Here is a 24,180-nt window from a genome sequence, read left to right as displayed (position 1 = left end):
TTACCGGCGCCCCTCATCGAAGAGACAAGGAGACTCCGTGACGATCTACAAGCTGGGCGAGACGGCCCCGACGATCCACGAAAGCGTGTTCGTCGCCGATACGGCGGCCATCATCGGCAAGGTCGTGCTCGAGGAGAATTCGAGCGTGTGGTTCGGCGCGACGATTCGCGGCGACAACGAGACCATCGCCGTCGGCGCGGGCAGCAACGTCCAGGAAGGGGCGGTCCTGCATACGGACCCGGGCTTTCCGCTGACGATTGCCGAAAACGTGACGATCGGGCACCAGGCGATGCTGCACGGCTGCACGATCGGCGAAGGTTCGCTGATCGGGATCCAGGCGGTGGTCTTGAATGGAGCGGTCATCGGCCGCAACTGTCTGGTGGGTGCCGGCGCGGTCGTGACGGAAGGCAAGACGTTCCCGGACAACTCGCTGATTCTCGGCGCGCCGGCGAAAGTCGTGCGCGAGCTGTCGGCGGAAGACATCGCGCGGCTGCGCGCGAACGCGAAGACGTATGTCGAGCGGCGCGCGCATTTCAAGGAGCAACTCGTGCGGATCGGGTGATTCGCGCGGATTTCAAGGAAGAAGAGTGAGCGACCAGTTACAGAAATTCATGTTCAATGCGGCGCCCGTGCGCGGCGAGATCGTTTCGCTGCGCAATACGTGGCAGGAAGTGCTCGCCCGCCGCGACTACCCCGCCCCGGTGCGCACGGTGCTCGGCGAGATGATGGCCGCGTGCGCGCTGCTGTCCGCGAACCTGAAATTTCACGGCACCCTGATCATGCAGATCTTCGGCGACGGGCCGGTCCAGATGCTGGTCGTCCAGTGCGGCTCGGATCTGTCGATGCGGGCTACCGCGAAATTCGCCGGCGACGCGGCGCAGACGATCGGCGACGACACGAGCTTCGCGTCGCTCGTCAACGCGAGCGGCCACGGCCGTTGCGTGATCACGCTCGACCCGGCCGACAAGCTGCCGGGCCAGCAGCCGTACCAGGGCATCGTGCCGCTGAACGGCGTCGACGGCCCGCTCGAATCGGTGTCGCAGGTACTCGAGCACTACATGCATCACTCGGAGCAGCTCGACACCCGGCTGTGGCTCGCGGCCGATCGCGACCGCGCGGTCGGCATGCTGCTGCAGAAACTGCCGGGCGACGGCGGCATCGTGCCGCGCAACGCCGAAACCGATATCGACACGTGGGAGCGCGTCTGTACGCTCGGCGGTACGCTGTCCGCGAAGGAGCTGCTCGAGGTCGAACCGGAAGTCGTGTTCCGCCGGCTGTTCTGGCAGGAAAACGTGCAGCACTTCGAGCCGGCCGGCACGCGCTTCCAGTGCTCGTGCTCGCGCGAGAAGGTCGGCGCGATGCTGCGCATGCTCGGCCGCGAGGAAGTCGACAGCGTGATCGTCGAGCGCGGCCACGTCGAGATCCACTGCGAGTTCTGCAACCAGCGCTACGAATTCGATCCCGTCGACGTCGCGCAGCTGTTCGCGGCGCCCGGCGTCGAGACCGGCATCGCGCCGGCAACCGACCAGCGTCACTGAGCGGCGTGCCCGTGCCCGCCACCCGGGCACGGGCGCATAATGACGCACGAGCGCCGCACGCACGGTTCTGGCGCCGGAGGCCCGGCCTTCGGCGCACACCGCTTCCCGCCGTCGGCGCGCTGCAGGAGAAACACATGAATCGCCTCCGCCCGTTTCGCCCCCTCATCCTGACGAGCGTCGCCGTCGGCACGCTCGCGCTCGCCGGCTGCGCGATGCCGCCGCCGACTTCCACGATCCTGAGCCGCCTGCCCGAGCCGGGCGCGTCGAACGGCCGCCCACCCGCGCTGTCGAGCGCCGAACGCAAGCGCTACGACGAAATCGACCAGCAGGTCCTGCGCGAACAGAACAGCGCGATCGCAGCCGAGGCCGCCGCGCGCGCATGGGCGTACTACTCGCCGCCACCCGTGACGGTCTACGGCGGGTATTACGGCGGATGGGGAAATCGCTGGGGAACGGGTATCGGCTACGGCTACCCGGGCTGGTGGTGGTAAGCCGTCAATCGATCGATTGATTGATGCCTGGCAGGAAATAAAAAAGCGCGGTATTTCCCGCGCTTTTTCAATGGATTCGACCGTATCGCGATCAGTGATGCGCTGACTTGCCCTTGTCGCCGCCATGGTGCCGCGACGGCTTCGCGATCGACTGCGGATTCGGCACGACACGCACCGGCGCCGCGGAGACGGTACCGCGCGTCGACGTGTTCGACGGCGTGTTGTTCAGCGGCCCCGCAGGCGCATTGGGCGACACGAACTGCACGAACACCTCGCCGTCCTTCACCATGCCCATCTCGTAGCGCGCACGCTCCTCGATGGCCGCGGTGCCGCTCTGCAGATCCTGCACTTCGCCGGCCGTGCGCTCGTTGCGCAGCTTCTCGTCCGCATTCTTCTGGAGCTGGTCGTCGAGCTGCTGACGCAATTCATGCACCCGCAGCCAGCCGCCGTGTCCCCACCATAGGGGGTACTGAATGAGCGCCAGCAAGGCAATCAGGACGACAGTGACAAGCCGCATGTAAGAGACGCAGATATAAGAAGCGCCGCTCCGCGCACGAGCACAGAGCGGCGTCGATATGACGAACCCGATAGTAGCGCGTTAGCGCAGGTTATAGAAAGCCGATTTACCCGGGTAGCTCGCGATGTCGCCGAGATCTTCCTCGATGCGCAGCAGCTGGTTGTACTTCGAGATGCGGTCGCTGCGCGACAGCGAGCCCGTCTTGATCTGACCGGCGTTCAGGCCGACCGCGATGTCCGCGATCGTCGAATCTTCCGTTTCGCCCGAGCGGTGCGAGATCACGGCCGTGTAGCCCGCGCGCTTCGCCATTTCGATCGCCGCGAACGTTTCGGTCAGCGTACCAATCTGGTTGATCTTGATGAGGATCGAGTTCGCGATGCCCTTCTCGATGCCTTCCTTCAGGATGCGCGTGTTGGTGACGAACAGGTCGTCGCCGACCAGCTGCACCTTCTTGCCGAGGCGGTCGGTCAGCAGCTTCCAGCCGTCCCAGTCGCTTTCGTGCATGCCGTCCTCGATCGACACGATCGGGAACTTGTCGGCGAGCGTCGCGAGGTAGTCGGTGAATTCGGCCGACGACAGTTGCAGGCCTTCGCCCGCGAGCTGGTACTTGCCGTCGTGGTAGAACTCGGATGCCGCGCAGTCGAGCGCGAGCAGCACGTCTTCGCCCGCACGGTAGCCGGCCTTCTCGATCGCCTGCAGGATCGTCGACAGGCACTCGTCGTTGCTGCCGAAGTTCGGCGCGAAGCCGCCTTCGTCGCCGACCGCCGTGCTCATGCCGCGGTCGCTCAGGATCTTCTTCAGCGCGTGGAACACTTCCGCGCCGCAACGCAGGGCTTCACGGAACGTCGGCTGGCTGACCGGGACGATCATGAATTCCTGGATGTCGAGGCTGTTGTTCGCGTGCGCGCCGCCGTTGACGATGTTCATCATCGGCACCGGCAGCTGCATGGCGCCCGAACCGCCGAAGTAGCGGTACAGCGGCAGGCCGGCCTCTTCGGCGGCCGCCTTCGCGACGGCCATCGACACGGCCAGCATCGCGTTCGCGCCGAGGCGCGACTTGTTGTCGGTGCCGTCCAGCTCGAGCAGCGTCTTGTCGAGGAACGCCTGTTCCGACGCGTCGAGGCCCATGATGGCTTCGGAGATTTCGGTGTTGATGTGCTCGACGGCCTTCAGCACGCCCTTGCCGTTGTAACGGCCGGCTTCGCCGTCGCGCAGCTCGATCGCTTCACGCGAGCCGGTGGACGCGCCCGACGGCACCGCCGCGCGGCCCATCGTGCCCGATTCGAGCAGCACGTCGCATTCGACGGTGGGGTTGCCGCGCGAATCCAGAATCTCGCGGCCGATGATATCTACGATGGCACTCATGGGTTTCCTCTGAGAATGACGATGGATTCTTCAAACTGCGACGGCGCGCGCGCCGAAACCGCTTTCGCTACAGACGCGCGAAGCCGTCGCAAGGTTCATTCGATCTTTAATTGAAATCGTTTTCCAGGAACGGATTGCGCTTCACCGCCTGGTCGAGCGTGACGAGCGTCTCCAGCAACGCGCCCATCCGGTTCAGCGGCACCGCGTTCGGGCCGTCCGACTTCGCTTCCGCCGGATTCGGGTGCGTTTCCATGAAGAGGCCGGCGACACCCGTCGCGACCGCCGCACGCGCGAGCACCGGCACGAATTCGCGCTGGCCGCCCGAGCTCGTACCCTGCCCGCCCGGCAACTGCACCGAGTGGGTCGCGTCGAACACGACCGGCGCGTGCGTCTCGCGCATGATCGCGAGCGAGCGCATGTCCGACACGAGATTGTTGTAGCCGAACGAGACGCCGCGCTCGCACGCCATGAAGCGGTCTTCCGACAGCCCCGCTTCGCGTGCCGCGTCGCGCGCCTTGTCGATCACGTTCTTCATGTCGTGCGGCGCGAGGAACTGGCCCTTCTTGATGTTCACGGGCTTGCCCGAGCGCGCGCATGCGTGGATGAAGTCGGTCTGGCGGCACAGGAACGCCGGCGTCTGCAGCACGTCGACGACCGACGCGACCTGCTCGATCTCGTCGATCGCGTGCACGTCGGTCAGCACCGGCAGGCCGAGCTGGCGCTTCACCTCGGCGAGGATCCGCAGGCCTTCGTCCATTCCGAGGCCGCGGAACGACTTGCCCGAGCTGCGGTTCGCCTTGTCGTAGGACGACTTGTAGATGAACGGAACGTTCAGCTTCTCGCAGATCTCCTTCAGGCGGCCCGCCGTGTCGATCGTCATTTGCTCCGATTCGACGACGCAGGTACCCGCGATCAGGAAGAAAGGCTTGTCGAGACCGACCTCGAAATCGCACAGCTTCATGCTTTACACTCCGCGCGCTTGCTTGTTGGCGAGCGCGGCTTCGACGAACGACTTGAAGAGGGGATGGCCGTCACGCGGCGTGGACGTGAATTCCGGGTGGAACTGGACGCCGACGAACCACGGGTGCATCGAGCGCGGCAGCTCCATCATTTCCGGCAGATCCTCGCTCGGGGTACGGGCGCTGATGATAAGGCCGCCGGCTTCGAGCTGGGGCACGAAGCGGTTATTGACTTCATAACGATGGCGATGGCGTTCGTTCACGTCCTTGCCATAGATTTCTTCCGCCATCGTGCCCGGCTTGATCGGGCAACGCTGCGAACCCAGGCGCATCGTGCCGCCGAGGTCGGATTCCTCGGTGCGCGTCTCGACCTTGCCTTCGCGGTCGTACCATTCGGTGATCAGCGCGACCACGCGCTCCGGCGTGTCCGGATCGAATTCCGTGCTGTTCGCCTGCTTCAGGCCGACGACGTCGCGCGCGAATTCGATCACCGCGAGCTGCATGCCGAGGCAGATGCCGAGGTACGGCACCTTCGACTCGCGCGCGTAGCGGATCGCCGCGATCTTGCCTTCCGTGCCGCGACGGCCGAAACCGCCCGGCACCAGCACGGCGTCGAGATGCTTCAGGCTGTCGACACCGTTCGTCTCGATCTCTTCCGAGTCGATGTACTCGATGTTGACCTTGGTCGACGTATGCAGCGATGCGTGGCGCAGCGCCTCGATCAGCGACTTGTACGACTCGGTCAGGTCGACGTACTTGCCGACCATGCCGATCGTCACTTCGTGCTTCGGGTTCTCGAGCTTCTCGACGAGCGCCGACCACATGCTCAGGTCGGCGTCCTTCGGCGACAGCTTCAGCTCGTCGCAGATGATGCGGTCGAGGCCCTGGTCGTGCAGCATCTGCGGAATCTTGTAGATGCTGTCGGCGTCCCACACCGAGATCACGGCGTCTTCCGGCACGTTCGAGAACATCGAGATCTTCTTCGATTCGTCGTCGGGGATGCGGCGATCCGCACGGCACAGCAGCACGTGCGGCAGGATGCCGATCTCGCGCAGCTTCTGCACGCTGTGCTGGGTCGGCTTCGTCTTCAGCTCGCCCGCCGTCGCGACGTACGGCACCAGCGTCAGGTGCACGAAGCACGCGCTGTTGCGGCCGAGGCGCAGGCTCATCTGGCGCGCAGCCTCGAGGAACGGCAGCGACTCGATGTCGCCGACCGTGCCGCCGATCTCGACGATCGCGACATCCGGCTCGCCGCAGGTGGCCGACGCGGCCCCGCGCTCGATGAACGCCTGGATTTCGTTCGTGATGTGCGGAATGACCTGCACGGTCTTGCCGAGATAGTCGCCGCGGCGTTCCTTGCGGATCACCGATTCGTAGATCTGGCCGGTCGTGAAGTTGTTGGCCTTGCGCATCTTCGTGCTGATGAAGCGCTCATAGTGGCCGAGGTCGAGGTCGGTCTCCGCCCCGTCTTCCGTCACGAACACTTCCCCGTGCTGGAACGGGCTCATCGTGCCGGGGTCGACGTTGATGTACGGATCGAGTTTGAGGAGGGTGACTTTCAGACCGCGCGATTCAAGGATCGCGGCGAGGGAAGCGGCGGCAATACCCTTGCCAAGGGAAGAAACTACGCCGCCGGTGACGAAAACATATTTGGTCATCGCTGGATGCTCGCGGGAAAAACGGATTATACCGTAAAGCCCGCCCTTTTCTCAGCAATTGCCGTGGTGATCGCGCCCTTTCGCGCCGGCCCGCGTCAGCCGTACGCGCCGCGGAAAACCGGCCGGCCGGGCAACGCGGCCGGCTCGCCGCGGCCCATGACGGGCCTCGCCGGACGACGCGTCAGGCGCGCCTCGCGAGCGGTGCGCCGCCGTGCGCCGCCCCGGCCTCTTCCGCCCGCAGCGAATTCAGCATCCGCTGCAATGCGCGGGCGGTCTCGAGCGGCCGCTCCATCGGGAACAGGTGGCTGCCTTCCAGCCACTCGACGCGGCCGCGCGCCGCCCGCCGCGTCGCATCGAGCCCGACCTGCCGCACCTCGCGCGAACGCGTGCCGGCGAGGAAGCCGAGCGGCACCGGCGCGCCGTGCGCGAGCCGCGGGCCGAGCGTGTGCGGCAGCGTCCGGTAGATCAGGTATTCGACCTGCCGGTCGAACGCGAGCGCCCGCTCGCCGTCGGCGCCAGCCTGCGGAATCCCGTAATCGATGTAGTCGGCCAGCATCCGTTCGTCCCAGCGCGCGAACGCCGGCTTCTCGAGGAAGTGCCGCCAGACTTCGTCGCGGCTCACCCAGCGCGTGCGCCGGTTGCGCGTCGCGGCGGCCGGCGACAACCGCTCGTCGAGCCCCGCCCACTGGCTCGCCCGCAACGCGCCGGCACGCCATCCGGCGATGATCGGCGAGTCGATCATCACGACGCCGCGCACCCATTGCGGCTTCTTCAGCGCGGCCATCAGCGACAGGTAGCCGCCGAGCGAATGGCCGACGAGCCATACCGGGCGCTCGTAGCGGCTGCCGATGTCGTCGAGCAGCTGCTCGACGAGATGCGGCCAGTCGCGCGTCACCGGATAGCGGCGGTCATGGCCGATCCGCTCGATGTAGCGCAGCTCGTAGTCGTCGGCCAGTTCGGCGAAGATCGTCCGGTACGTGGACGCCGGGAAGCCGTTCGCATGCGAGAAGTGGAGGATGTCCTTCAAACGCCGATGTCTCCTGTGTCGACCGGAGTGAGTGCTTCGGCACGTGCTCCGGCTCCATGCTTTGCGTTCTGTCGGGCTCGCGCGCCGGCACGGTGCGCGGAGCCGCGCTTTCCGTCCCGCCCGCCGTCACCGCTCCATCCAGTACCGGCGCCGCTCGTCGCGATAACGCGCGAATGCGAACCCGCCGCCGGCCGGCGCGACGTCGAACCGCACGGCACCGTCGCGATCGGTGCGCGGCAGCGGTATCCCGCGCGCCTCGTAGCGCGCGAGGACGGTCCGGTGCGGATGCCCGAAACGATTGCGATAGCCTACAGGAAATACCGCGACGCGCGGCCCGACCGAATCGAGGAAAGGCTCGACCGACGACGTGCGGCTGCCGTGATGCGGCACGACCAGGATCTGCGCGGCCAGCGCGTCCGGCGTCGCGTTCACGAGCTCGCGTTCGCCGCGGGCGTCGATGTCGCCCGTCAACAGCGCGGACGTGCCGCCCGCGTCGACGCGCAGCACGCACGACTGCCCGTTCGACGAGCCCGCGCCCGGGCCGCCGCGCGGCCACAGGATCGTGAAGACGACGCCGTCCCAGGTCCAGCGCTGCCCGGCCGCGCACGGCAGCCGGTCGGCGACGCCGGCGGCCTCGGCGTCGCGCCACAGCCGGTTCGTCGGCGGAATGCCGGCCAGCAACTGGCGCACGTCGGCCGCCGCATAGACGGCCGGCGCACCGCCCGCATGGTCGGCATCCGCATGACTGAGCACGAGCGAATCGATTGCCGCGATGCCGCGCGCCCGCAACGCCGGCGCGACGATCCGCGTGCCGGCGTGCGTCGACTCCGGCCCCGGGCCGGCATCGAACAGCAAGGTCCGCCGCGCGGTTTCGACCAGCACCGACGCCCCCTGCCCGACATCGAGCACGGTCATCCGGAAACCGCCAGGCGGCGGCGCATCGGGCGCCGGCGCAACGAGCGGCAGCCACGTGAGCGGCGCCGCCCAGCGCAACGGCCAGCCGCGCGGCATCAGCGCCCAGGCGACGCCCACGCAGGCGAGCGCCAGCACCGGCCAGTCGGGCATGCGCAGCCAGAGCACGCCGGCCGGCCAGTCGGCGAGGCGCCCGAGCAGCGTCATCATCGGTTCGAGCGCCGCATGCGCGAGCCGGAACGCGTAAGCATCGAACGGCGCGGGCAACGCGATGCCGGCCAGCACGACCGGCGTCACGACCGAGCTGACCCACGGAATCGCGAATGCATTGCCGAGCGGCCCCGACAGCGAAACCTGCGCGAACCACGCGGCGGTGAGCGGCGCGAGACCGATCGTCACCGCGTATTGCACGCGCGCGGCCTCGGCGACGCGCCGGCCCCAGGCACGCAACCGGCTCGACGGACTCGCGCCGCCGCTGCCCTCGTCGCCCTCCGCGTCGGCCACGCGCACGGCGCGCCAGCCGGCGACGGCCAGCAGGATCACGGCGACCGCGCCGAACGACAGCCAGAACCCGGCCGACAGCACGGCCCACGGATCGGCGAGCAGCACGCCGCCAAGTGCCGCGCCCAGCACCGCGGATGTCGGCACGCTGCGTCCGGCCAGATACGTGACGCCTCCGCCCGCGATCATCCACCACGCACGCTGCGCCGGCACGTTGAAGCCGGCCAGCGCCGCATAGCCGGCCGCGGCCACCAGCGCGGCGAGCGCGGCCGCGTACGGCGCCGGCAATACGAGCGTCGCGGCCCGCGCGCGCCAGCGCACGCGGCGCCAGACCATCGACACGAGCCCACCCGCGATCGCGCCGACCAGCCCGACATGCAATCCGGAAATCGCGACCAGGTGGCTCGTGCCCGTGTTGCGCAGGACACGCCAGTCGTCGTCGCCGATGGCCGACTGGTCGCCGATCGCCAGTGCGGCAACGATGCCGCGATGCGCCGCATCGACACCGAGCGTCTCGCCGATGCGTGTCCGCAGCCAGTCGCGTACCCGGTCGATCGACGCGCGCCATCCCGTTGCGCGCGCATCGAGCAATGCCGTCCGGTGCGGCGCGCTGACATAGCCGATCGCGCGAATCCCCGCGGCGAGCCACGCCGCCTCGCTGTCGCGCACGCCGGGATTGGCCTCGGCATGCGGACGCTTCAGGCGCACGACGAAACGCCAGCGCTGGGCGGCCCGCAGGTCGGGCAGCGCGTCACGTGCCGCGGGCGCGCCATACGCGCGCCACGACAGCCGGATCAGCGGCGGGAAACGGGCCAGCCCGGCATCGTTCGACTCGACCGCGAACAGCAGCCGCGCACCGCTCTCGTCGACGACGGGCAGCCCCCTGATCACACCGGTGACGACGATGTCGCGCCCTTCCCATTCCGCCGGCAAGCTGTCGCTCAACCGCCATTCGGCGCGCACGGCCGCGTAGCCGAATCCCGCGACGCAGGCCGCGAGCGTGCACAGCATCCATCCGAGCGCGGCCGTCGCGCGCGTGCGCCGGCGACGCATGCACCACGCACCCAGCGCCGCGCATCCGGCGAGCACGACCGCACCGGCCATCCATGCGATCGCACCCGGCAACGCCGCCTGCCGCTGCAGCACGACGACGCCGAGCGCGAACGCGATCCACCCCACGCGCATCGCGCCTCCTCGTCGACCTGGCGCCGCGCTGACGAATGCGGCGCCTTCCGGCAACGATTATGCGGACGAAAGCGCGAGTCGCGGCAGCGCGGCGAGCGCGTTGGCCGTTGTGGATAGACCGAGTGAACGGGTATCGATCCCGCGCAGTTCGGCGAGCACGTCACCGATGCGCGGCACCTGGTCGGGCGTATTGCGGGATTTGTACGCCCATTCGGGCGCGATGTCGGGCGCGTCGGTCTCGACGACGAGCGCGTCGAGCGGCAGTTCCGTGGCGAGCCGGCGGATCTGCAGCGCGCGCGAGAACGTCACGTTGCCGCCGAAGCCGAGATGCAGCCCTTGCGCGAGATACGCGTCGGCCTGCTGGAAACTGCCGTTGAACGCATGCGCGATGCCGCGCCGCACGCCGAAACGGCGCAACCCCGCGAGCACGCGATCCTGCGACTTGCGCACGTGGCACAGCACGGGCAGGTCGAATTCGCGTGCCAGCTTGAGCTGTCCCTGATAGAAGAACTGCTGCCGGTCTTCGTCGAGCCCCGGCACGAAGTAGTCGAGGCCGATCTCGCCGATCGCGACGAAGCGCGGATCGTCGAGACTCGCTTCGATCTCCATGCGCAGGCGGTCGAGATCCTCGTCGCGCGCCTGCGGCGTATACATCGGATGGATGCCGAGCGCATAGACGGCGCCCGGCGTGCGTTGCGCGAGTTCGCGCACCGTCGTGAAGTTGTCGCGCCCGATGCTCGGGATCACGATGCGCGACACGCCGGCCGCGCGCGCCGCATGCGCGACCGCGTCGCGGTCGGCGTCGAACTCGGCGGCGTCGAGATGGCAGTGCGTGTCGATCCACATGGCGGCAGTCCTGCGCCCTTGCGCCGCGCCGGGACCCACCCGGCATCGGCTCAAGGACGATCGCGTATCACACCGGCAGCGCCGGCTCCTCGTGCAGCACGCCGTCGCGCAGCCGCATGATGCGGTCGCAGCGTGCGGCGAGATCGGGATCGTGCGTGACGATCACGAAACTCGTTTCGAGCGTCTCGGACAGTTCGAGCATCAGGTTGAACACCGTGTCGGCCGTCGTGCCGTCGAGGTTGCCGGTCGGCTCGTCGGCGAGCACGCATGCCGGCTTCGTGACCAGCGCGCGCGCGATCGCGACGCGCTGGCGCTCGCCGCCCGACAGCTCGCCCGGCCGGTGCTTCGCGCGCGGGCCGAGACCGACGCGCTCGAGCATCGCCTGGGCCTGCTCGCGCGCATCCTCGGTCGTCATCCGGCGGATGCGCAGCGGCATCGCGACGTTGTCGAGCGCGGTGAATTCGGGCAACAGGTGATGGAACTGGTAGACGAAACCGAGCGCGCGGTTGCGCAATTCGTTGCGCTCGCGCTCGGCGAGTTGCGTAAACGGCTTGCCGAGCAGCGAAACCTCGCCCGCGCTCGGCTCGTCGAGCCCGCCGAGCACATGCAGCAGCGTGCTCTTGCCGGAGCCCGATGCGCCGACGACCGCGAGTTTCTCGCCGCGCCGCACCGTCAGCTCGGTGTTGCTGAGCACCTGCACGTTGAAGCCGCCCTGCACGAACGCCTTCGTGATCCCGCGCGCCTGAAGCACGTATTCCTGCATACCAGCCGAATCCTGTCTGTTGTGTTGTCGTGAATCCGCGAATGCGGTCGCGCGGTCATTCATAGCGGAGCGCCTCCGCCGGCTTCACCTTCGCGCCGCGCCAGCTCGGATACAGCGTCGCGACGGCCGACAGCGCGAACGCGATCAGCCCGATCCGGATCACGTCGCTCGCGACGAGTTCGGACGGCAGCTCGCTGATGAAGTACACCGACGGCGGCAGGAACTGCACGCCGAACAGGTGCTCGATCATCGGGATCAGCCACGGGATGCTCCACGCGATCAGGCAGCCGAGCGCGACGCCGGATGCGGTGCCGACGAAGCCGATCGTCACGCCCTGCACGACGAAGATCTTCATGATCGACCCCGGCTGCGCGCCGAGCGTGCGCAGGATCGCGATGTCGGCCTGCTTGTTGGTCACCGTCATCACGAGCGACGACACGAGGTTGAACGCGGCCACCGCGATGATCAGCGTGAGGATGATGAACATCATCCGCTTCTCGATCTGCACGGCCGAGAACCAGGTCTTGTTCTGCTGCGTCCAGTCGCGGATGTACAGGCTGCCCGACAGCGTGTGCGACAGCTCGACCGCGACCTGCGGCGCCTTCTGCATGTCCGTCAGCCGCAGCCGCACGCCGGTCGGCGCGGTCATCCGGAACAGCGCCTCGGCGTCGCGGATGTTGATCATCGCGAGCGTGCTGTCGTATTCGTAGTGGCCCGATTCGAACACGCCGACGACCGTGAACTGCTTCAGCCGCGGCATCATGCCGGCCGGCGTGATCGAGCCTTCGGGCGCGACCAGCGTGACCTTGTCGCCGACCGTCACGCCGAGGTTGCCGGCGAGCGCATCGCCGAGCACGATCCCGAACTGCCCCGGCACGAGCGCGGCGAGCTGCCCGGCCTTCATGTCCTTGCCGATGTCGGACACCTGCGGCTCGAGCGTCGGCTCGACGCCGCGCAGCATCACGCCGCTCACCGCGTCCTGGCGCGTGAGCAGCGCCTGCGCGTCGACGTACGGCGCCGCGCCGATCACCGACGGATTGCGGCGCGCTTCCTGCGCGGTCAGTTGCCAGTCGGGCATCGAGCCCGTCGGCGAGAACACCTCGACGTGCGCGAGCACCGACAGCATGCGGTCGCGCACTTCCTTCTGGAAGCCGTTCATCACCGACAGCACGACGATCAGCGCCGCGACGCCGAGCGCGATCCCGAGCATCGACACGAGCGCGATGAAGGAAATGAAGCCGTTGCCGGTCGTGCGTTTGCCGGCGCGCGTGTAGCGCCAGCCGATCTGCCATTCGTACGGAAGTTTCAAGCGAATCCTTTCTGCTGGTTACGGCGGGGAGGCACCCCGCGGCCGGACCGCCGCCCGGTGGCGGCCATCGGTCCGGGCACGGTCGAAAAACGGCCGCCGGACGCAAACGGGCCGTCGGCCGGCCCGATCACGCGCGCAGTTTGCCATACAATGCGCACCATCATGCACGACCGACGCCTCCATTTTCTCGTTCCGTTCGCACTGCCGTCGGCAGCCGATGCGGCCTCGTCCCTGCACACGCTGGACAGCCCCGCGCTCGAAAAGTTGCTCGCCCGCGCCAGCCTCGTCGAGCGCGTGGCCGGCGAGGACTTCCAGCGCACGCTGCCGCACGAGCGCTGGCTGGCCCGCCGGTTCGGCGCGACCCAGGGCAACGCCGCGGACGAGGCGCCGCTCGCGCCCTACATGTTGCTGGCCGACGGCGGCGACCCCGGCGCGCACGCGTGGGCGTGCGTCGAGCCCGTTCACGTCGAAATCGCGCACGATCACCTGGTGCTCGTCGATCCGGCCGCCCTCGCGCTCGACGAAGGCGACGCGGCCGCGCTGCTCGCGGTCGCGCGGCCGCTGATCGAGGAGCTCGGCGTGCGGCTCGACGCGCCGAACCCGGCGCGCTGGTACCTGTCGAGCGACCAGCTCGCCCGGCTGGCCGGCGCAGCGCCGCTGCGCGCGAGCGGCCGCAACATCGAGATCTGGCTGCCGCACGAGGCCCACACCGGCGAACGCTCGCGGATGTGGATGAAGCTGCAGAACGAAGTGCAGATGGCGTGGTTCCAGCACCCGGTCAACGAAGCCCGTGAGGCGCGCGGGCTGCCGGCCGTCAATTCGATCTGGTTCCATGCGCAGGGCACGCTGAAACCGGTCGGCAAGCCGTTCGCGCGCGTGCTGTCGGCGTCGCCCGCCGCGCTCGGCCTCGCGCGCGCCGCGCAAATCGAAGGCGGCAGCGCCCCCGCGACGTTCGGCGCGCTGCCCGCCGCCGACGGCGCGACGCTCGTCGAGCTGCCGGCGCTGACCACCCCGTTCATCGAACAGGACTGGGCGCGCTGGCACGACGGGCTCGCCGCGCTCGAGCGCGACTGGTTCGCGCCGGCCCTCGCCGCGCTGCAGACCGGCGCCTTGTCGAGCGTCGATGTCACGTTGTGCGGCGACACGAGTTCCGTGACGCTGCATGCGACGCGCGGCGACCTGCGCAAGTTCTGGCGCCGCCGCGCCCTCGCCTCCCTGTTCGAATAACCCACCCACCGCGTATGACCCGGATCGTTACCCGCCCCGTCGCGCCCGCCGACGCAGAAGTGCTCGCGCGCCACGGCCTGCACCCCGTGCTCGCGCGCCTGTATGCGTCGCGCGGCGTGCAGTCGCCCGCCGACATCGAGACCGCGCTGGCGCGCCTCGTCCCGCCCACCGAACTGAAGGGCTGCGCCGATGCGGCGTCGCTGCTCGCCGACGCGATCGCCGACAAGCGGCGCCTGCTCGTCGTCGCCGACTACGACTGCGACGGCGCGACCGCCTGCGCGGTCGCGGTGCGCGGCCTGCGGATGTTCGGCGCGCAGATCGACTACCTGGTGCCGAACCGCTTCGAATACGGCTACGGCCTCACGCCCGAGATCGTCGAACTCGCGGCCGCGCGCAAGCCCGACCTGCTGATCACCGTCGACAACGGGATCGCGAGCGTCGCGGGCGTCGAGGCCGCGGCCGCGCGCGGCATCGACGTGCTCGTGACCGACCACCACCTGCCCGGCGACGCGTTGCCCGCCGCCCGCGCGATCGTCAACCCGAACCAGCCCGGCTGCGCGTTCCCGAGCAAGCACCTCGCCGGCGTCGGCGTGATGTTCTACGTGCTGCTCGCGCTGCGCGCCGAGCTGCGCCGCCGCGGCGCGTTCGCGAGCAAGGAAGCCGAACCGCGCCTCGACGGGCTGCTCGACCTCGTCGCGCTCGGCACCGTCGCCGACGTCGTGCGGCTCGACGGCAACAACCGCGTGCTCGTCGCGCAGGGGCTGCAACGCATCCGCAACGGCCGCATGCAGCCGGGCGTCGCCGCGCTGTTCCGCGCCGCCGCGCGCGAAGCGCGCACCGCATCGGGCTTCGACCTCGGCTTCGGCCTCGGCCCGCGCCTGAACGCCGCCGGGCGGCTGTCCGACATGTCGCTCGGCATCGAGTGCCTGATCACCGACGACATCGGCCGCGCCTGGGATCTCGCGCAGCAGCTCGACGTGATGAACCGCGAGCGCCGCGAGATCGAGGCCGGCATGCAGCAGCAGGCGCTCGCCGATCTCGCCGACGTCGACCCGGCCGACGCGTGCACGATCACGCTGTTCAACCCCGCGTGGCACCAGGGCGTGATCGGCATCGTCGCCGGCCGGCTCAAGGAAAAATTCCACCGGCCGTCGTTCACGTTCGCGCACGCCGACGAAGAAGGCAAGCGGGTCAAGGGTTCGGGCCGGTCGATCGCCGGCTTCCACCTGCGCGACGCGCTCGACCTCGTGTCGAAGCGCGAGCCCGACCTGATCGTCGCATTCGGCGGCCACGCGATGGCGGCCGGCCTCACGCTCGACACCGAGAACGTGCCGCGCTTCGCGGCCGCGTTCGAGGCCGTCGCGCGCGAATGGCTGTCCGACGACGCGCTCGCCCGCGTGATCGAGACCGACGGCGAGCTCGAGGACGCCTACTTCACGCCGCAGTTCGTCGGCCTGCTCGACGAGGCCGTGTGGGGGCAAGGCTTTCCGGCCCCGCTTTTCTCGGGTGAATTCGACGTCGTATCGCAGTCGCTCGTGAAGGAAAAGCACCTGAAGCTGCAGCTCGCGCGCGGCCGCCAGCGCTTCAACGCGATCTGGTTCAACCACACCGAGCCGCTGCCCGCGAGCGCGCTGGTCGCGTACCGGCTCGTTGCCGACACGTGGAACGGCGTCACGCGCGTCCAGCTGATCGTCGAGCACGCGGCCGGCTGAGCGGCGGGCCACTGGGCCCGCCCCGAGTGCGCCCCCGAGTACGCCCCCGCACGCGCACCGCGCCGGACGGGGCCGCGGCACGCATGCACCCACCGTTTGCGTCACCGGGCAACCCGGCCGATCGGCTATAATTCCGCTTTTTTACGAAGCAAGAACAGCGAACGATCATGGAAGCGGAACGACTCAACGCGATCGAAAGCTCCCTGCTCGACCTGCGCAACCGCGCGGGCGAGCTCCGGGGGTATCTTTGACTACGACGCCAAGGCTGCGCGTCTGACCGAAGTCAACAAGGAACTCGAAGACCCGAACGTCTGGAACGATTCGAAGAACGCGCAGGCGCTCGGTCGCGAGAAAAAGCTGCTCGAAGGCGTCGTCACGACGCTCACCGCGCTCGATAGCGACCTGCGCGACGCGCTCGACCTGTTCGAGCTGGCGCGCGAGGAAGGCGACGAAGACACGCTCGTCGCGTCGGAAGAAGACGCCGCGAAGCTCGAAGCGCGCGTCGGCGACATCGAATTCCGCCGGATGTTCTCGAACCCGGCCGACCCGAACAACTGCTTCATCGACATCCAGGCAGGCGCCGGCGGCACCGAGGCGTGCGACTGGGCGTCGATGCTGCTGCGCCAGTACCTGCGCTACTGCGAACGCAAGGGCTTCAAGGCCGAAGTGCTCGAAGAGTCCGACGGCGACGTCGCCGGCATCAAGAACGCGACGGTCAAGGTCACGGGCGAATACGCGTACGGCTTCCTGCGCACCGAGACGGGCATCCACCGCCTCGTGCGCAAGTCGCCGTTCGACTCGTCGGGCGGCCGCCACACGTCGTTCTCGTCGGTGTTCGTCTATCCGGAAATCGACGACTCGATCGAAGTCGAAATCAACCCGGCCGACCTGCGCATCGACACGTACCGCGCATCGGGCGCGGGCGGCCAGCACATCAACAAGACCGACTCCGCGGTGCGGATCACGCACATGCCGACCGGTATCGTCGTGCAGTGCCAGAACGACCGCTCGCAGCACCGCAACCGTGCCGAAGCGATGGCGATGCTGAAGTCGCGCCTGTACGAAGTCGAGATGCGCAAGCGCCAGGCCGAACAGGACAAGCTCGAATCGAGCAAGACCGATGTGGGCTGGGGCCACCAGATCCGCTCGTACGTGCTCGACCAGAGCCGCGTGAAGGACCTGCGTACGAACGTCGAAATGAGCAACACGCGTGCGGTGCTCGACGGCGATCTCGACGACTTCATCAGCGCGAGCCTCAAACAGGGCGTGTAAGCGCCGCGGCGCGGCCTGGCCCGCGCCGCCCTTCCCGTTTGCGTTGCCGCACCCATTCCGAATTCCGACCATCATGACCGAACCGACCCAAACGCAGCCCGCCGTCACGGCGGACGAAAACCAGATCATCGCCGAGCGCCGCGAGAAGCTGCGCGCCCTGCGCGAGCAAGGCGTCGCCTATCCGAACGACTTCCGGCCCGAGCACCACGCAGCCGACCTGCAGGCGAAATTCGCCGACTCGGACAAGGCCGCGCTCGAAGCGAACCCGGTCGAGGTGTCGGTGGCCGGCCGCATGATGCTCAAGCGCGTGATGGGCAAGGCGAGCTTCGCGACGGTGCAGGACGGTTCGGGCCAGATCCAGTTCTTCGTGACGCCGAACGACGTCGGCGCCGACACCTACGACGCGTTCAAGAAGTGGGACCTCGGCGACATCGTCGCCGCGCGCGGCGTGCTGTTCCGCACCAACAAGGGCGAGCTGTCGGTCCAGTGCAAGGAGCTGCGCCTGCTGTCGAAGGCGCTGCGTCCGCTGCCGGACAAGTTCCACGGCCTGTCCGACCAGGAAATGCGCTACCGCCAGCGCTACGTCGACCTGATCGTCACGCCGGAAACGCGCGATACGTTCCGCGCCCGCACGAAAACGATCGCGTCGATCCGCAAGTTCATGGACAACGCCGCGTTCATGGAAGTCGAAACGCCGATGCTGCACCCGATCCCGGGCGGCGCCGCGGCGAAGCCGTTCGTCACGCATCACAATGCGCTCGACATGCAGATGTTCCTGCGCATCGCGCCGGAGCTGTACCTGAAGCGCCTGATCGTCGGCGGCTTCGAACGCGTGTTCGAAATCAACCGCAACTTCCGGAATGAGGGCGTGTCGCCGCGCCACAACCCGGAATTCACGATGATGGAGTTCTACGCCGCGTACACCGACTACCGCTGGCTGATGGACTTCACCGAGCAACTGATCCGCCAGGCGGCGATCGATGCGCTCGGCACCGCGACGATCCAGTATCAAGGCCGCGAGCTCGACCTCGCGAAGCCGTTCCATCGCCTGACGATCACGCAGGCGATCCAGAAGTACGCACCGGACTATACCGACGGCCAGCTGTCGGACGACGCGTTCCTGCGCACCGAACTGAAGCGCTTCGGCGTCGACGTGTCGCAGCCGGCGTTCCTGAACGCAGGCATCGGCGCGCTGCAGCTCGCGCTGTTCGAGGAAACGGCCGAAGCACAGCTGTGGGAACCGACGTTCATCATCGACTACCCGGTCGAGGTGTCGCCGCTCGCACGCGCATCGGATACCGTGCCGGGCATCACCGAGCGTTTCGAGCTGTTCATGACCGGCCGCGAGATCGCGAACGGCTTCTCCGAGCTGAACGATCCGGAAGACCAGGCCGCGCGCTTCAAGAAGCAGGTCGAACAGAAGGATGCGGGCGACGAGGAAGCGATGTTCTTCGACGCCGACTACATCCGCGCGCTCGAATACGGGATGCCTCCGACGGGCGGCTGCGGGATCGGCATCGACCGTCTCGTGATGCTGCTGACCGACAGCCCGACGATCCGCGACGTGTTGCTGTTCCCGCATCTGCGCCGCGAAGACTGACGGCCGCGACCGCGTGTGCGCCGCGCCCCTGCGGCGCGCACGCGTCAGCTTTGTAACGACGCGTAAATCCCGCCAGCCGGCGTTCGCCGGCTTTCGATCTCTCCCCGTTTTATTCCCTCGTCGCGACGGCCTTCTGCGGGTTTTCCCTGCCATGACCGCCGCTGCCCTGCTGCAATTCGTTACACCTTGATACGGCGCGCCGCTTGCCGGTGGACGACACTCCTCTTGCGTCACCACGCATGACCACGGGACCAGAACTGGGCGCAGGAACGCCGAGTCTGCTCGCTCCCGAGCGTGGGATCCGGCCCGGCGCCGCGCCGATCCGGATCGACATCGGAGAAAAAAATGGACAACCAGAATCAGACCACGCCGCAAAAGCAACGCCTCCATCCGCTCATCGCCACCGCCGCCGGCGCCGTCATCGTCGCCAGCCTCGCGGCGACGGCAGCGATCACGGGGCTCATCCCGAAGGCCAGCAGCAACAACGCGCAAAGCGGCCAGACCCAGGCCGCGCTGATCGCGTCGCAGCCGGCCGTCGACACGGCCGCAGCCGCCAGCGCGGCGCTCGCCGCGCAAGCGCAGCAGCAGGCCGCGGAACAGGCCGCGCAGCAAAAGCTGGCCGCCGAGAAAGCGGCGGCCGCGCAAGCCGAGCCGAAGCCCGCGCCGCGTCCGGCCGCGCCGCATCGCCGTCATACGACGGCACCGCAGCCGCCGCAGTACGCGCAGCAGCCGTCCGCGCCCGCGCAGACTTACTGCCAGAGCTGCGGCACGATCGTCGCGATCACGCAGACGCGCACGCCGGGCCAGAGCTCGGGGATCGGCGCCGTGGGCGGTGCCGCCGCCGGCGGCCTGCTCGGCAACCAGTTCGGCCACGGTAACGGCCGCACCGCGATGACGATCATCGGCGCGCTGGGCGGCGGTCTCGCCGGTAACCAGGTCGAGAAGCAGGTGCGCGCGGAAACCGACTATCAGGTGCAAGTGCAGATGGAAAGCGGCGCGACGCGCACGTTCACGTACCACAACCCGCCGCCGTTCGGCCAGGGCCAGCGCGTGCGGATCGAGAACGGCACGCTAGTCGGCGCGTAATCGTCCGATCGCTGCGCCCCCTGCCCGCCTGTCGTGCGGGGGCATGGCCGGCCGGAAAACGAAAACGGCTCGCGAGCAATTGCCCGCGAGCCGTTTTTTCATTGGTGCCACGCGCGCCCACGCGACGCACGCCGTGCCCGATCGGTCAGTCCTCGTCGTCGAAATCCGATTCGTCGATCCAGTGTGCCTGGATCGCTTCGAGGATCTTCTCGCCGGAGTGCTTCGGATCGTCGTCGAAGCCGTCGAGTTCGAGCACCCACTGGCGCAGGTCGACGAAATTGATCCGCTGCGGGTCGATGTCGGGGTGCTTGTCCGCCAGCGCAATGGCTATTTCACGCGAATCGGTCCATTTCATCGCCTGCCTCCGGTTTAGGTCAGTGGTTTTCCTTCGCGTGGTTGATCGAGTACTTCGGAATCTCGACCACCAGGTCCGAATCTTCCGTCACGATCGCCTGGCACGACAGCCGCGACGTCGGCTCGAGGCCCCACGCCTTGTCCAGCAGATCGTCCTCGTCCTCCTCGGACGGCGCCAGATCGTTGAAGCCCTCGCGGATCACCACGTGGCACGTCGTGCATGCGCACGACTTCTCGCATGCGTGCTCGATCTCGATCCCGTGATCGAGCAGGTTGTCGCAGATACTCTTGCCGGGCGTCGCGTCGATCACTGCGCCATCCGGGCACAGTTCGACGTGAGGCAGCACCACCAGTTGAGGCATGTCCGTTCCGTCAGTCAGGGTACGGCGCCACGCGCCGCACGGTTCATTACATGATCGCGCGCGGGCCGTCGCCGGCCGACGCGCGGTTCGCAAGTTCAGATCTCGTCGAGCCGGCGGCCCGACAGCGCGCGCTTGATGCTCTTGTCCATCCGGCGCGCCGCGAATTCGTCGGTGCCGTCGGCCAGCGCCTTGGTCGCCGCTTCGATCGCGTTCGTATCGTCGCCCTGCGCGACCGCGCGCAGCGCGGCGGCCAGCGCATCGACCTGCGTGCGCTCGTCGGCGTCGAGCAGTTCGCCGTCGGCCGCCAGCGCGGCCTGCGTCGCCTCGAGCATCCGCTCGGCCTCGACCTGCGCTTCGCGCAGCGCGCGGGCGCGCATGTCGATTTCGGCGGTCTTGAAGCTGTCCTCGAGCATCTTCGCGATGTCGTCGTCGGCGAGGCCGTACGACGGCTTCACGACGACCGACGCCTCGACGCCCGACAGTTGCTCGCGTGCGAACACCGACAGCAGGCCGTCCGCGTCGACCTGGTAGGTCACGCGAATGCGCGCGGCGCCGGCCGTCATCGGCGGAATGCCGCGCAGCTCGAAGCGCGCGAGCGACCGGCAGTCGGCGACGAGCTCGCGCTCGCCCTGCACGACGTGGATCGCCATCGCGGTCTGGCCGTCCTTGAAGGTCGTGAATTCCTGCGCACGCGCGATCGGAATCGTCGAGTTGCGCGGGATGATCTTCTCGACGAGACCGCCCATCGTCTCGACACCGAGCGACAGCGGAATCACGTCGAGCAGCAGCCAGTCGTCGCCGGTGCCGCGATTGCCCGCGAGCAGGTCGGCCTGGATCGCCGCGCCGAGCGCGACGACCTGGTCCGGATCGAGGTTCACGAGCGGCGGCTGACCGAAATATTTCGCGACCGCGTCGCGGATCACCGGCATGCGCGTCGCGCCGCCGACCAGCACGACACCCTTGATGTCGGCCGGCGTGACCTGCGCGTCGCGCAGCGCCTTGCGGGTCGGCGTGAGCGTACGCTGCACGAGTGGCTCGACGAGCGACGCGAACGTATCGTGCGAAATCGTCTGAACGAGGTGCGCACCGCCCGACAGCGTCACGTCGAGCGCGGCCTCCGGTGCCGACGACAGCGCTTCCTTCAGCACGCGCACGCGGTCGAGCAGCAGGCGCACGTCCTCGGGCGCCAGCGTCTTCGCGTCGATGCCGGCCTGCGCGAGCACGTGGCCGAACAGCGCATGGTCGAAATCGTCGCCGCCGAGCGCTGAATCGCCACCCGCGGCCAGCACCTCGAATACGCCCTTCGTCAGTTTCAGGATCGACAGGTCGAACGTGCCGCCGCCGAGGTCGTACACCGCGTAGAGGCCTTCGGACCCGTTGTCGAGCCCGTAGGCGATCGCGGCGGCGGTCGGTTCGTTCAGCAGGCGCAGCACGTTGAGGCCCGCGAGACGCGCCGCGTCCTTGGTCGCCTGGCGCTGCGCGTCGTCGAAGTACGCGGGCACCGTGATCACCGCGCCGACCAGATCGTCGCCAAGCGAATCCTCGGCGCGATAGCGCAGCGTCGCGAGGATCTCGGCCGACACTTCGACCGGGCTCTTCACGCCGTCGACGGTGCGGATCTGCACCATGCCCGGCGCATCGACGAATTCATACGGCGCGTTCGCCGCGCCTTCGACTTCGGCCTTGCCGCGGCCCATGAAGCGCTTGACCGAGACGATCGTGTTGCGCGGATCGGTCGCGGCCTGCTCCTTCGCTTCGTGGCCGATGCGGCGGCCGCCCTTTTCGAGGTAGCGGACCACCGACGGCAGCAGCACACGGCCCGCTTCGTCCGGCAGCACCTCCGGCACGCTGTTGCGCACGGCCGCGACGAGCGAGTTCGTCGTGCCGAGATCGATCCCGACGGCGAGTCGCCGCTGGTGCGGCGCCGGCGCCATGCCCGGTTCGGAAATTTGCAGTAAAGCCATCTTGGTTCGTTCGGGCGCTCGGCCCGTTTGCTGCGCGTGCCGCGAGGCACGCGGTTAAGTTTCGAGGCGCTCGATCTGCGCGCCCACTTCCGACGCGACGCGTTCGATGAACATCAACTGGCGCACGGCTTCCGCGGCGGCCTGGTCGGCGCCGCTGTCGAGCAGCGTACCGAGGCGCTCGACGCGCACGCGCTTCTCGTCGCGCAACTCGGCGAGCAATGCGTCGAGCGCGTCGACGTTGCGGGCGGCCGCGGCATCCTCGATGCCCTCGCGCCACTCCATCTGCTGCATCAGGAATGCAGGCTCCATCGCCGTGTTGTTTTCCGCGCCGATGTCCACACCGCGCAGCGACAGCAGATAGGACGCGCGCTTCAGCGGATCGCGCAGCGTGCGGTACGCCTCGTTCGCACGGGTTGCCCATTGCATCGCGATGCGCTTCTGCGCATCGCCGGCCGCCGCGAAGCGGTCCGGATGCACCTGCGTCTGCACCGTTCGATAGGCGGCGTCGAGCGCCGTTTCGTCGAGCGCGAATTGCGCCGGCAGGTGAAACAGGTCGAAGTGGCTGTCTTTCAGCGAGACCATCGTCGCGTTCAATTCCGGTTCGTCGCGCGGCAAACGCCGCACATTAAAAAGGCGGCCCGTGCCGCCTCTTGCCCGCATCGCGCGGAGACCCGCGTCACACGCGGAACGATTCGCCGCAACCGCACTCGTCCTTCACGTTCGGGTTGTTGAACTTGAACCCTTCGTTCAGGCCTTCGCGGGCGAAGTCGAGCTCGGTGCCGTCGATGTACGCGAGGCTCTTCGGATCGACGACGACCTTCACGCCATGGCTCTCGAACACCTGATCCTCGGGAGCCAGCTCGTCGACATACTCGAGCTTGTACGCGAGCCCCGAGCACCCGGTCGTGCGAACGCCAAGCCGCAGGCCCACCCCCTTGCCGCGACGGACGAGGTATTTCTGAACGTGCTGTGCTGCTTTTTCGGTCAGTGTAATTGCCATGATGTCCTTGCCGCGGCGCGCCACCGGGGCCCGCCGCGTTCCCTTCTCTAACCCGCTCGATGCCGCTCAGGCTGCTGCCTGATCGCCTTCCTTGGTGTCGTGGCGCTTCTTGTAGTCGGCCACGGCTGCCTTGATCGCGTCTTCCGCGAGGATCGAGCAGTGAATCTTCACCGGCGGCAGCGCGAGTTCCTCGGCGATCTGCGTGTTCTTGATCGACAGTGCCTCGTCGAGCGTCTTGCCCTTCACCCACTCGGTGACGAGCGAGCTCGACGCGATCGCCGAACCGCAACCGTAGGTCTTGAACTTCGCGTCTTCGATCACGCCGTCCGCGCCGACGCGGATCTGCAGCTTCATCACGTCGCCGCACGCCGGCGCGCCGACCATGCCCGTGCCGACCGTGTCGTCGTCCTTCGCGAACGAACCGACGTTGCGCGGGTTTTCGTAGTGATCCAGAACCTTGTTGCTGTAAGACATGACTCAGACTCCTTGACTCGTTACGTCTGCGTGCGTCAATCCGCCCGCGGGTGCATTC

At 68.1% G+C, this 24,180-nt stretch carries 23 protein-coding genes; 8 read left to right on the top strand and 15 right to left on the bottom strand.

Going from position 1 to position 24,180, the window contains the following annotated elements; translation table 11 throughout:
- Positions 1-37 precede the first annotated feature (37 nt).
- The 3 genes from AC0KUR_RS31450 (at position 38) to AC0KUR_RS31440 (ending at position 2,029) form a co-directional block, all read left to right on the top strand.
- On the top strand, positions 38-562 hold the full coding sequence (locus AC0KUR_RS31450) for a gamma carbonic anhydrase family protein (RefSeq protein WP_034188924.1): 525 nt from the start codon (positions 38-40) through the stop codon (positions 560-562).
- A gap of 25 nt (positions 563-587) precedes the next feature.
- On the top strand, positions 588-1,538 hold the full coding sequence (hslO, locus tag AC0KUR_RS31445; protein WP_034188925.1) for an Hsp33 family molecular chaperone HslO: 951 nt from the start codon (positions 588-590) through the stop codon (positions 1,536-1,538).
- 134 nt (positions 1,539-1,672) lie between these two features.
- Entirely contained in the window at positions 1,673-2,029 is a 357-nt protein-coding gene (locus tag AC0KUR_RS31440) for a hypothetical protein (RefSeq protein ID WP_473376852.1), read from the top strand.
- Between the two features lie 91 nt (positions 2,030-2,120).
- On the opposite strand, the gene ftsB is transcribed toward AC0KUR_RS31440, so the two are convergent.
- The 9 genes from ftsB to AC0KUR_RS31395 all read right to left on the bottom strand — a co-directional run bounded on the left by ftsB (position 2,121) and on the right by AC0KUR_RS31395 (position 13,071).
- Positions 2,121-2,546, bottom strand: coding sequence for a cell division protein FtsB (gene ftsB, locus AC0KUR_RS31435; RefSeq protein WP_034188927.1), 426 nt, complete (start codon positions 2,544-2,546; stop codon positions 2,121-2,123).
- A gap of 81 nt (positions 2,547-2,627) precedes the next feature.
- Entirely contained in the window at positions 2,628-3,911 is a 1,284-nt protein-coding gene (gene eno, locus AC0KUR_RS31430; protein ID WP_006478406.1) for a phosphopyruvate hydratase, read from the bottom strand.
- A 106-nt stretch (positions 3,912-4,017) separates the two neighbouring features.
- Positions 4,018-4,872, bottom strand: a complete 855-nt coding sequence (gene kdsA, locus AC0KUR_RS31425) for a 3-deoxy-8-phosphooctulonate synthase (protein WP_034188928.1) — start codon at positions 4,870-4,872, stop codon at positions 4,018-4,020.
- A 3-nt stretch (positions 4,873-4,875) separates the two neighbouring features.
- On the bottom strand, positions 4,876-6,528 hold the full coding sequence (locus tag AC0KUR_RS31420; RefSeq protein WP_034188929.1) for a CTP synthase: 1,653 nt from the start codon (positions 6,526-6,528) through the stop codon (positions 4,876-4,878).
- Between the two features lie 181 nt (positions 6,529-6,709).
- Positions 6,710-7,555 (bottom strand): alpha/beta fold hydrolase, encoded by an 846-nt coding sequence (locus tag AC0KUR_RS31415; protein ID WP_473376851.1) that lies wholly within the window; start codon positions 7,553-7,555, stop codon positions 6,710-6,712.
- 126 nt (positions 7,556-7,681) lie between these two features.
- Positions 7,682-10,153 carry a DNA internalization-related competence protein ComEC/Rec2 gene (locus AC0KUR_RS31410; protein WP_473376850.1) on the bottom strand — a complete coding sequence of 824 codons (2,472 nt, stop codon included), beginning with the start codon at positions 10,151-10,153 and terminating at the stop codon, positions 7,682-7,684.
- A 57-nt stretch (positions 10,154-10,210) separates the two neighbouring features.
- Positions 10,211-10,999 carry a TatD family hydrolase gene (locus AC0KUR_RS31405; protein ID WP_034188932.1) on the bottom strand — a complete coding sequence of 263 codons (789 nt, stop codon included), beginning with the start codon at positions 10,997-10,999 and terminating at the stop codon, positions 10,211-10,213.
- 67 nt (positions 11,000-11,066) lie between these two features.
- The gene (gene lolD / locus AC0KUR_RS31400) at positions 11,067-11,825 is read right to left on the bottom strand and encodes a lipoprotein-releasing ABC transporter ATP-binding protein LolD (protein ID WP_080287859.1); all 759 of its coding nucleotides are present in this window, start codon (positions 11,823-11,825) and stop codon (positions 11,067-11,069) included.
- A complete protein-coding gene (locus AC0KUR_RS31395) occupies positions 11,818-13,071 on the bottom strand; it encodes a lipoprotein-releasing ABC transporter permease subunit (RefSeq protein WP_034188934.1) in 1,254 nt (417 codons plus the stop codon). Before AC0KUR_RS31395 ends, lolD begins: the two co-directional genes overlap by 8 nt.
- Before the next feature lie 162 nt (positions 13,072-13,233).
- On the opposite strand from AC0KUR_RS31395, the gene AC0KUR_RS31390 reads away from it, so the two are divergent.
- From AC0KUR_RS31390 to AC0KUR_RS31370, 5 genes are all read left to right on the top strand, one after another.
- A complete protein-coding gene (locus AC0KUR_RS31390; protein WP_124609693.1) occupies positions 13,234-14,298 on the top strand; it encodes a regulator in 1,065 nt (354 codons plus the stop codon).
- A 14-nt stretch (positions 14,299-14,312) separates the two neighbouring features.
- Entirely contained in the window at positions 14,313-16,010 is a 1,698-nt protein-coding gene (gene recJ / locus AC0KUR_RS31385; RefSeq protein ID WP_473376849.1) for a single-stranded-DNA-specific exonuclease RecJ, read from the top strand.
- A gap of 167 nt (positions 16,011-16,177) precedes the next feature.
- Positions 16,178-17,282, top strand: a protein-coding gene (prfB, locus tag AC0KUR_RS31380) for a peptide chain release factor 2 (RefSeq protein WP_124609692.1) whose coding sequence is annotated in 2 segments (ribosomal slippage) — positions 16,178-16,258 and positions 16,260-17,282 — 1,104 coding nt in all. Because the reading frame shifts where the segments join, the coding sequence is not laid out codon by codon here.
- A 73-nt stretch (positions 17,283-17,355) separates the two neighbouring features.
- A complete protein-coding gene (gene lysS / locus AC0KUR_RS31375) occupies positions 17,356-18,882 on the top strand; it encodes a lysine--tRNA ligase (protein ID WP_034188937.1) in 1,527 nt (508 codons plus the stop codon).
- Between the two features lie 345 nt (positions 18,883-19,227).
- Positions 19,228-19,968: a glycine zipper 2TM domain-containing protein gene (locus AC0KUR_RS31370; RefSeq protein ID WP_034188938.1), complete on the top strand. Its 741-nt coding sequence runs from the start codon at positions 19,228-19,230 to the stop codon at positions 19,966-19,968.
- A 145-nt stretch (positions 19,969-20,113) separates the two neighbouring features.
- Here AC0KUR_RS31370 and iscX read toward each other — a convergent pair whose 3' ends face one another.
- From iscX to iscU, 6 genes are all read right to left on the bottom strand, one after another.
- Positions 20,114-20,323, bottom strand: coding sequence for a Fe-S cluster assembly protein IscX (gene iscX / locus AC0KUR_RS31365; RefSeq protein WP_021157676.1), 210 nt, complete (start codon positions 20,321-20,323; stop codon positions 20,114-20,116).
- Positions 20,324-20,342: 19 nt separating this feature from the next.
- Complete coding sequence (gene fdx, locus AC0KUR_RS31360) at positions 20,343-20,684, bottom strand: ISC system 2Fe-2S type ferredoxin (protein ID WP_034188939.1); 342 nt, start codon at positions 20,682-20,684, stop codon at positions 20,343-20,345.
- Positions 20,685-20,779: 95 nt separating this feature from the next.
- Positions 20,780-22,648 (bottom strand): Fe-S protein assembly chaperone HscA, encoded by a 1,869-nt coding sequence (gene hscA / locus AC0KUR_RS31355; RefSeq protein WP_034188940.1) that lies wholly within the window; start codon positions 22,646-22,648, stop codon positions 20,780-20,782.
- Positions 22,649-22,702: 54 nt separating this feature from the next.
- Positions 22,703-23,230: a Fe-S protein assembly co-chaperone HscB gene (gene hscB, locus AC0KUR_RS31350; protein ID WP_006491598.1), complete on the bottom strand. Its 528-nt coding sequence runs from the start codon at positions 23,228-23,230 to the stop codon at positions 22,703-22,705.
- A gap of 94 nt (positions 23,231-23,324) precedes the next feature.
- Positions 23,325-23,648, bottom strand: coding sequence for an iron-sulfur cluster assembly protein IscA (gene iscA / locus AC0KUR_RS31345; RefSeq protein WP_011885413.1), 324 nt, complete (start codon positions 23,646-23,648; stop codon positions 23,325-23,327).
- 66 nt (positions 23,649-23,714) lie between these two features.
- Positions 23,715-24,122 carry a Fe-S cluster assembly scaffold IscU gene (iscU, locus tag AC0KUR_RS31340; protein ID WP_006481982.1) on the bottom strand — a complete coding sequence of 136 codons (408 nt, stop codon included), beginning with the start codon at positions 24,120-24,122 and terminating at the stop codon, positions 23,715-23,717.
- Positions 24,123-24,180 lie beyond the last annotated feature (58 nt).

The organism is Burkholderia sp. YHN3-13, assembly GCF_055810675.1.
Note: the sequence above shows the minus strand (reverse complement) of the source record. Positions and strands in the feature narration are given on the sequence as shown.

Excerpts from the sequence above, each read along its gene's own strand:
- kdsA (WP_034188928.1), bottom strand. The coding sequence starts at position 4,872 with ATGAAGCTGTGCGATTTCGAGGTCGGTCTCGACAAGCCTTTCTTCCTG.
- fdx (WP_034188939.1), bottom strand. The coding sequence starts at position 20,684 with ATGCCTCAACTGGTGGTGCTGCCTCACGTCGAACTGTGCCCGGATGGC.
- AC0KUR_RS31405 (WP_034188932.1), bottom strand. The coding sequence starts at position 10,999 with ATGTGGATCGACACGCACTGCCATCTCGACGCCGCCGAGTTCGACGCC.
- AC0KUR_RS31440 (WP_473376852.1), top strand. The coding sequence starts at position 1,673 with ATGAATCGCCTCCGCCCGTTTCGCCCCCTCATCCTGACGAGCGTCGCC.
- iscU (WP_006481982.1), bottom strand. The coding sequence starts at position 24,122 with ATGTCTTACAGCAACAAGGTTCTGGATCACTACGAAAACCCGCGCAAC.
- eno (WP_006478406.1), bottom strand. The coding sequence starts at position 3,911 with ATGAGTGCCATCGTAGATATCATCGGCCGCGAGATTCTGGATTCGCGC.
- hscA (WP_034188940.1), bottom strand. The coding sequence starts at position 22,648 with ATGGCTTTACTGCAAATTTCCGAACCGGGCATGGCGCCGGCGCCGCAC.
- iscX (WP_021157676.1), bottom strand. The coding sequence starts at position 20,323 with ATGAAATGGACCGATTCGCGTGAAATAGCCATTGCGCTGGCGGACAAG.
- iscA (WP_011885413.1), bottom strand. The coding sequence starts at position 23,648 with ATGGCAATTACACTGACCGAAAAAGCAGCACAGCACGTTCAGAAATAC.
- AC0KUR_RS31390 (WP_124609693.1), top strand. The coding sequence starts at position 13,234 with ATGCACGACCGACGCCTCCATTTTCTCGTTCCGTTCGCACTGCCGTCG.
- lysS (WP_034188937.1), top strand. The coding sequence starts at position 17,356 with ATGACCGAACCGACCCAAACGCAGCCCGCCGTCACGGCGGACGAAAAC.
- lolD (WP_080287859.1), bottom strand. The coding sequence starts at position 11,825 with ATGAATGACCGCGCGACCGCATTCGCGGATTCACGACAACACAACAGA.
- hscB (WP_006491598.1), bottom strand. The coding sequence starts at position 23,230 with ATGGTCTCGCTGAAAGACAGCCACTTCGACCTGTTTCACCTGCCGGCG.
- recJ (WP_473376849.1), top strand. The coding sequence starts at position 14,313 with ATGACCCGGATCGTTACCCGCCCCGTCGCGCCCGCCGACGCAGAAGTG.
- AC0KUR_RS31420 (WP_034188929.1), bottom strand. The coding sequence starts at position 6,528 with ATGACCAAATATGTTTTCGTCACCGGCGGCGTAGTTTCTTCCCTTGGC.
- AC0KUR_RS31410 (WP_473376850.1), bottom strand. The coding sequence starts at position 10,153 with ATGCGCGTGGGGTGGATCGCGTTCGCGCTCGGCGTCGTCGTGCTGCAG.
- ftsB (WP_034188927.1), bottom strand. The coding sequence starts at position 2,546 with ATGCGGCTTGTCACTGTCGTCCTGATTGCCTTGCTGGCGCTCATTCAG.
- AC0KUR_RS31370 (WP_034188938.1), top strand. The coding sequence starts at position 19,228 with ATGGACAACCAGAATCAGACCACGCCGCAAAAGCAACGCCTCCATCCG.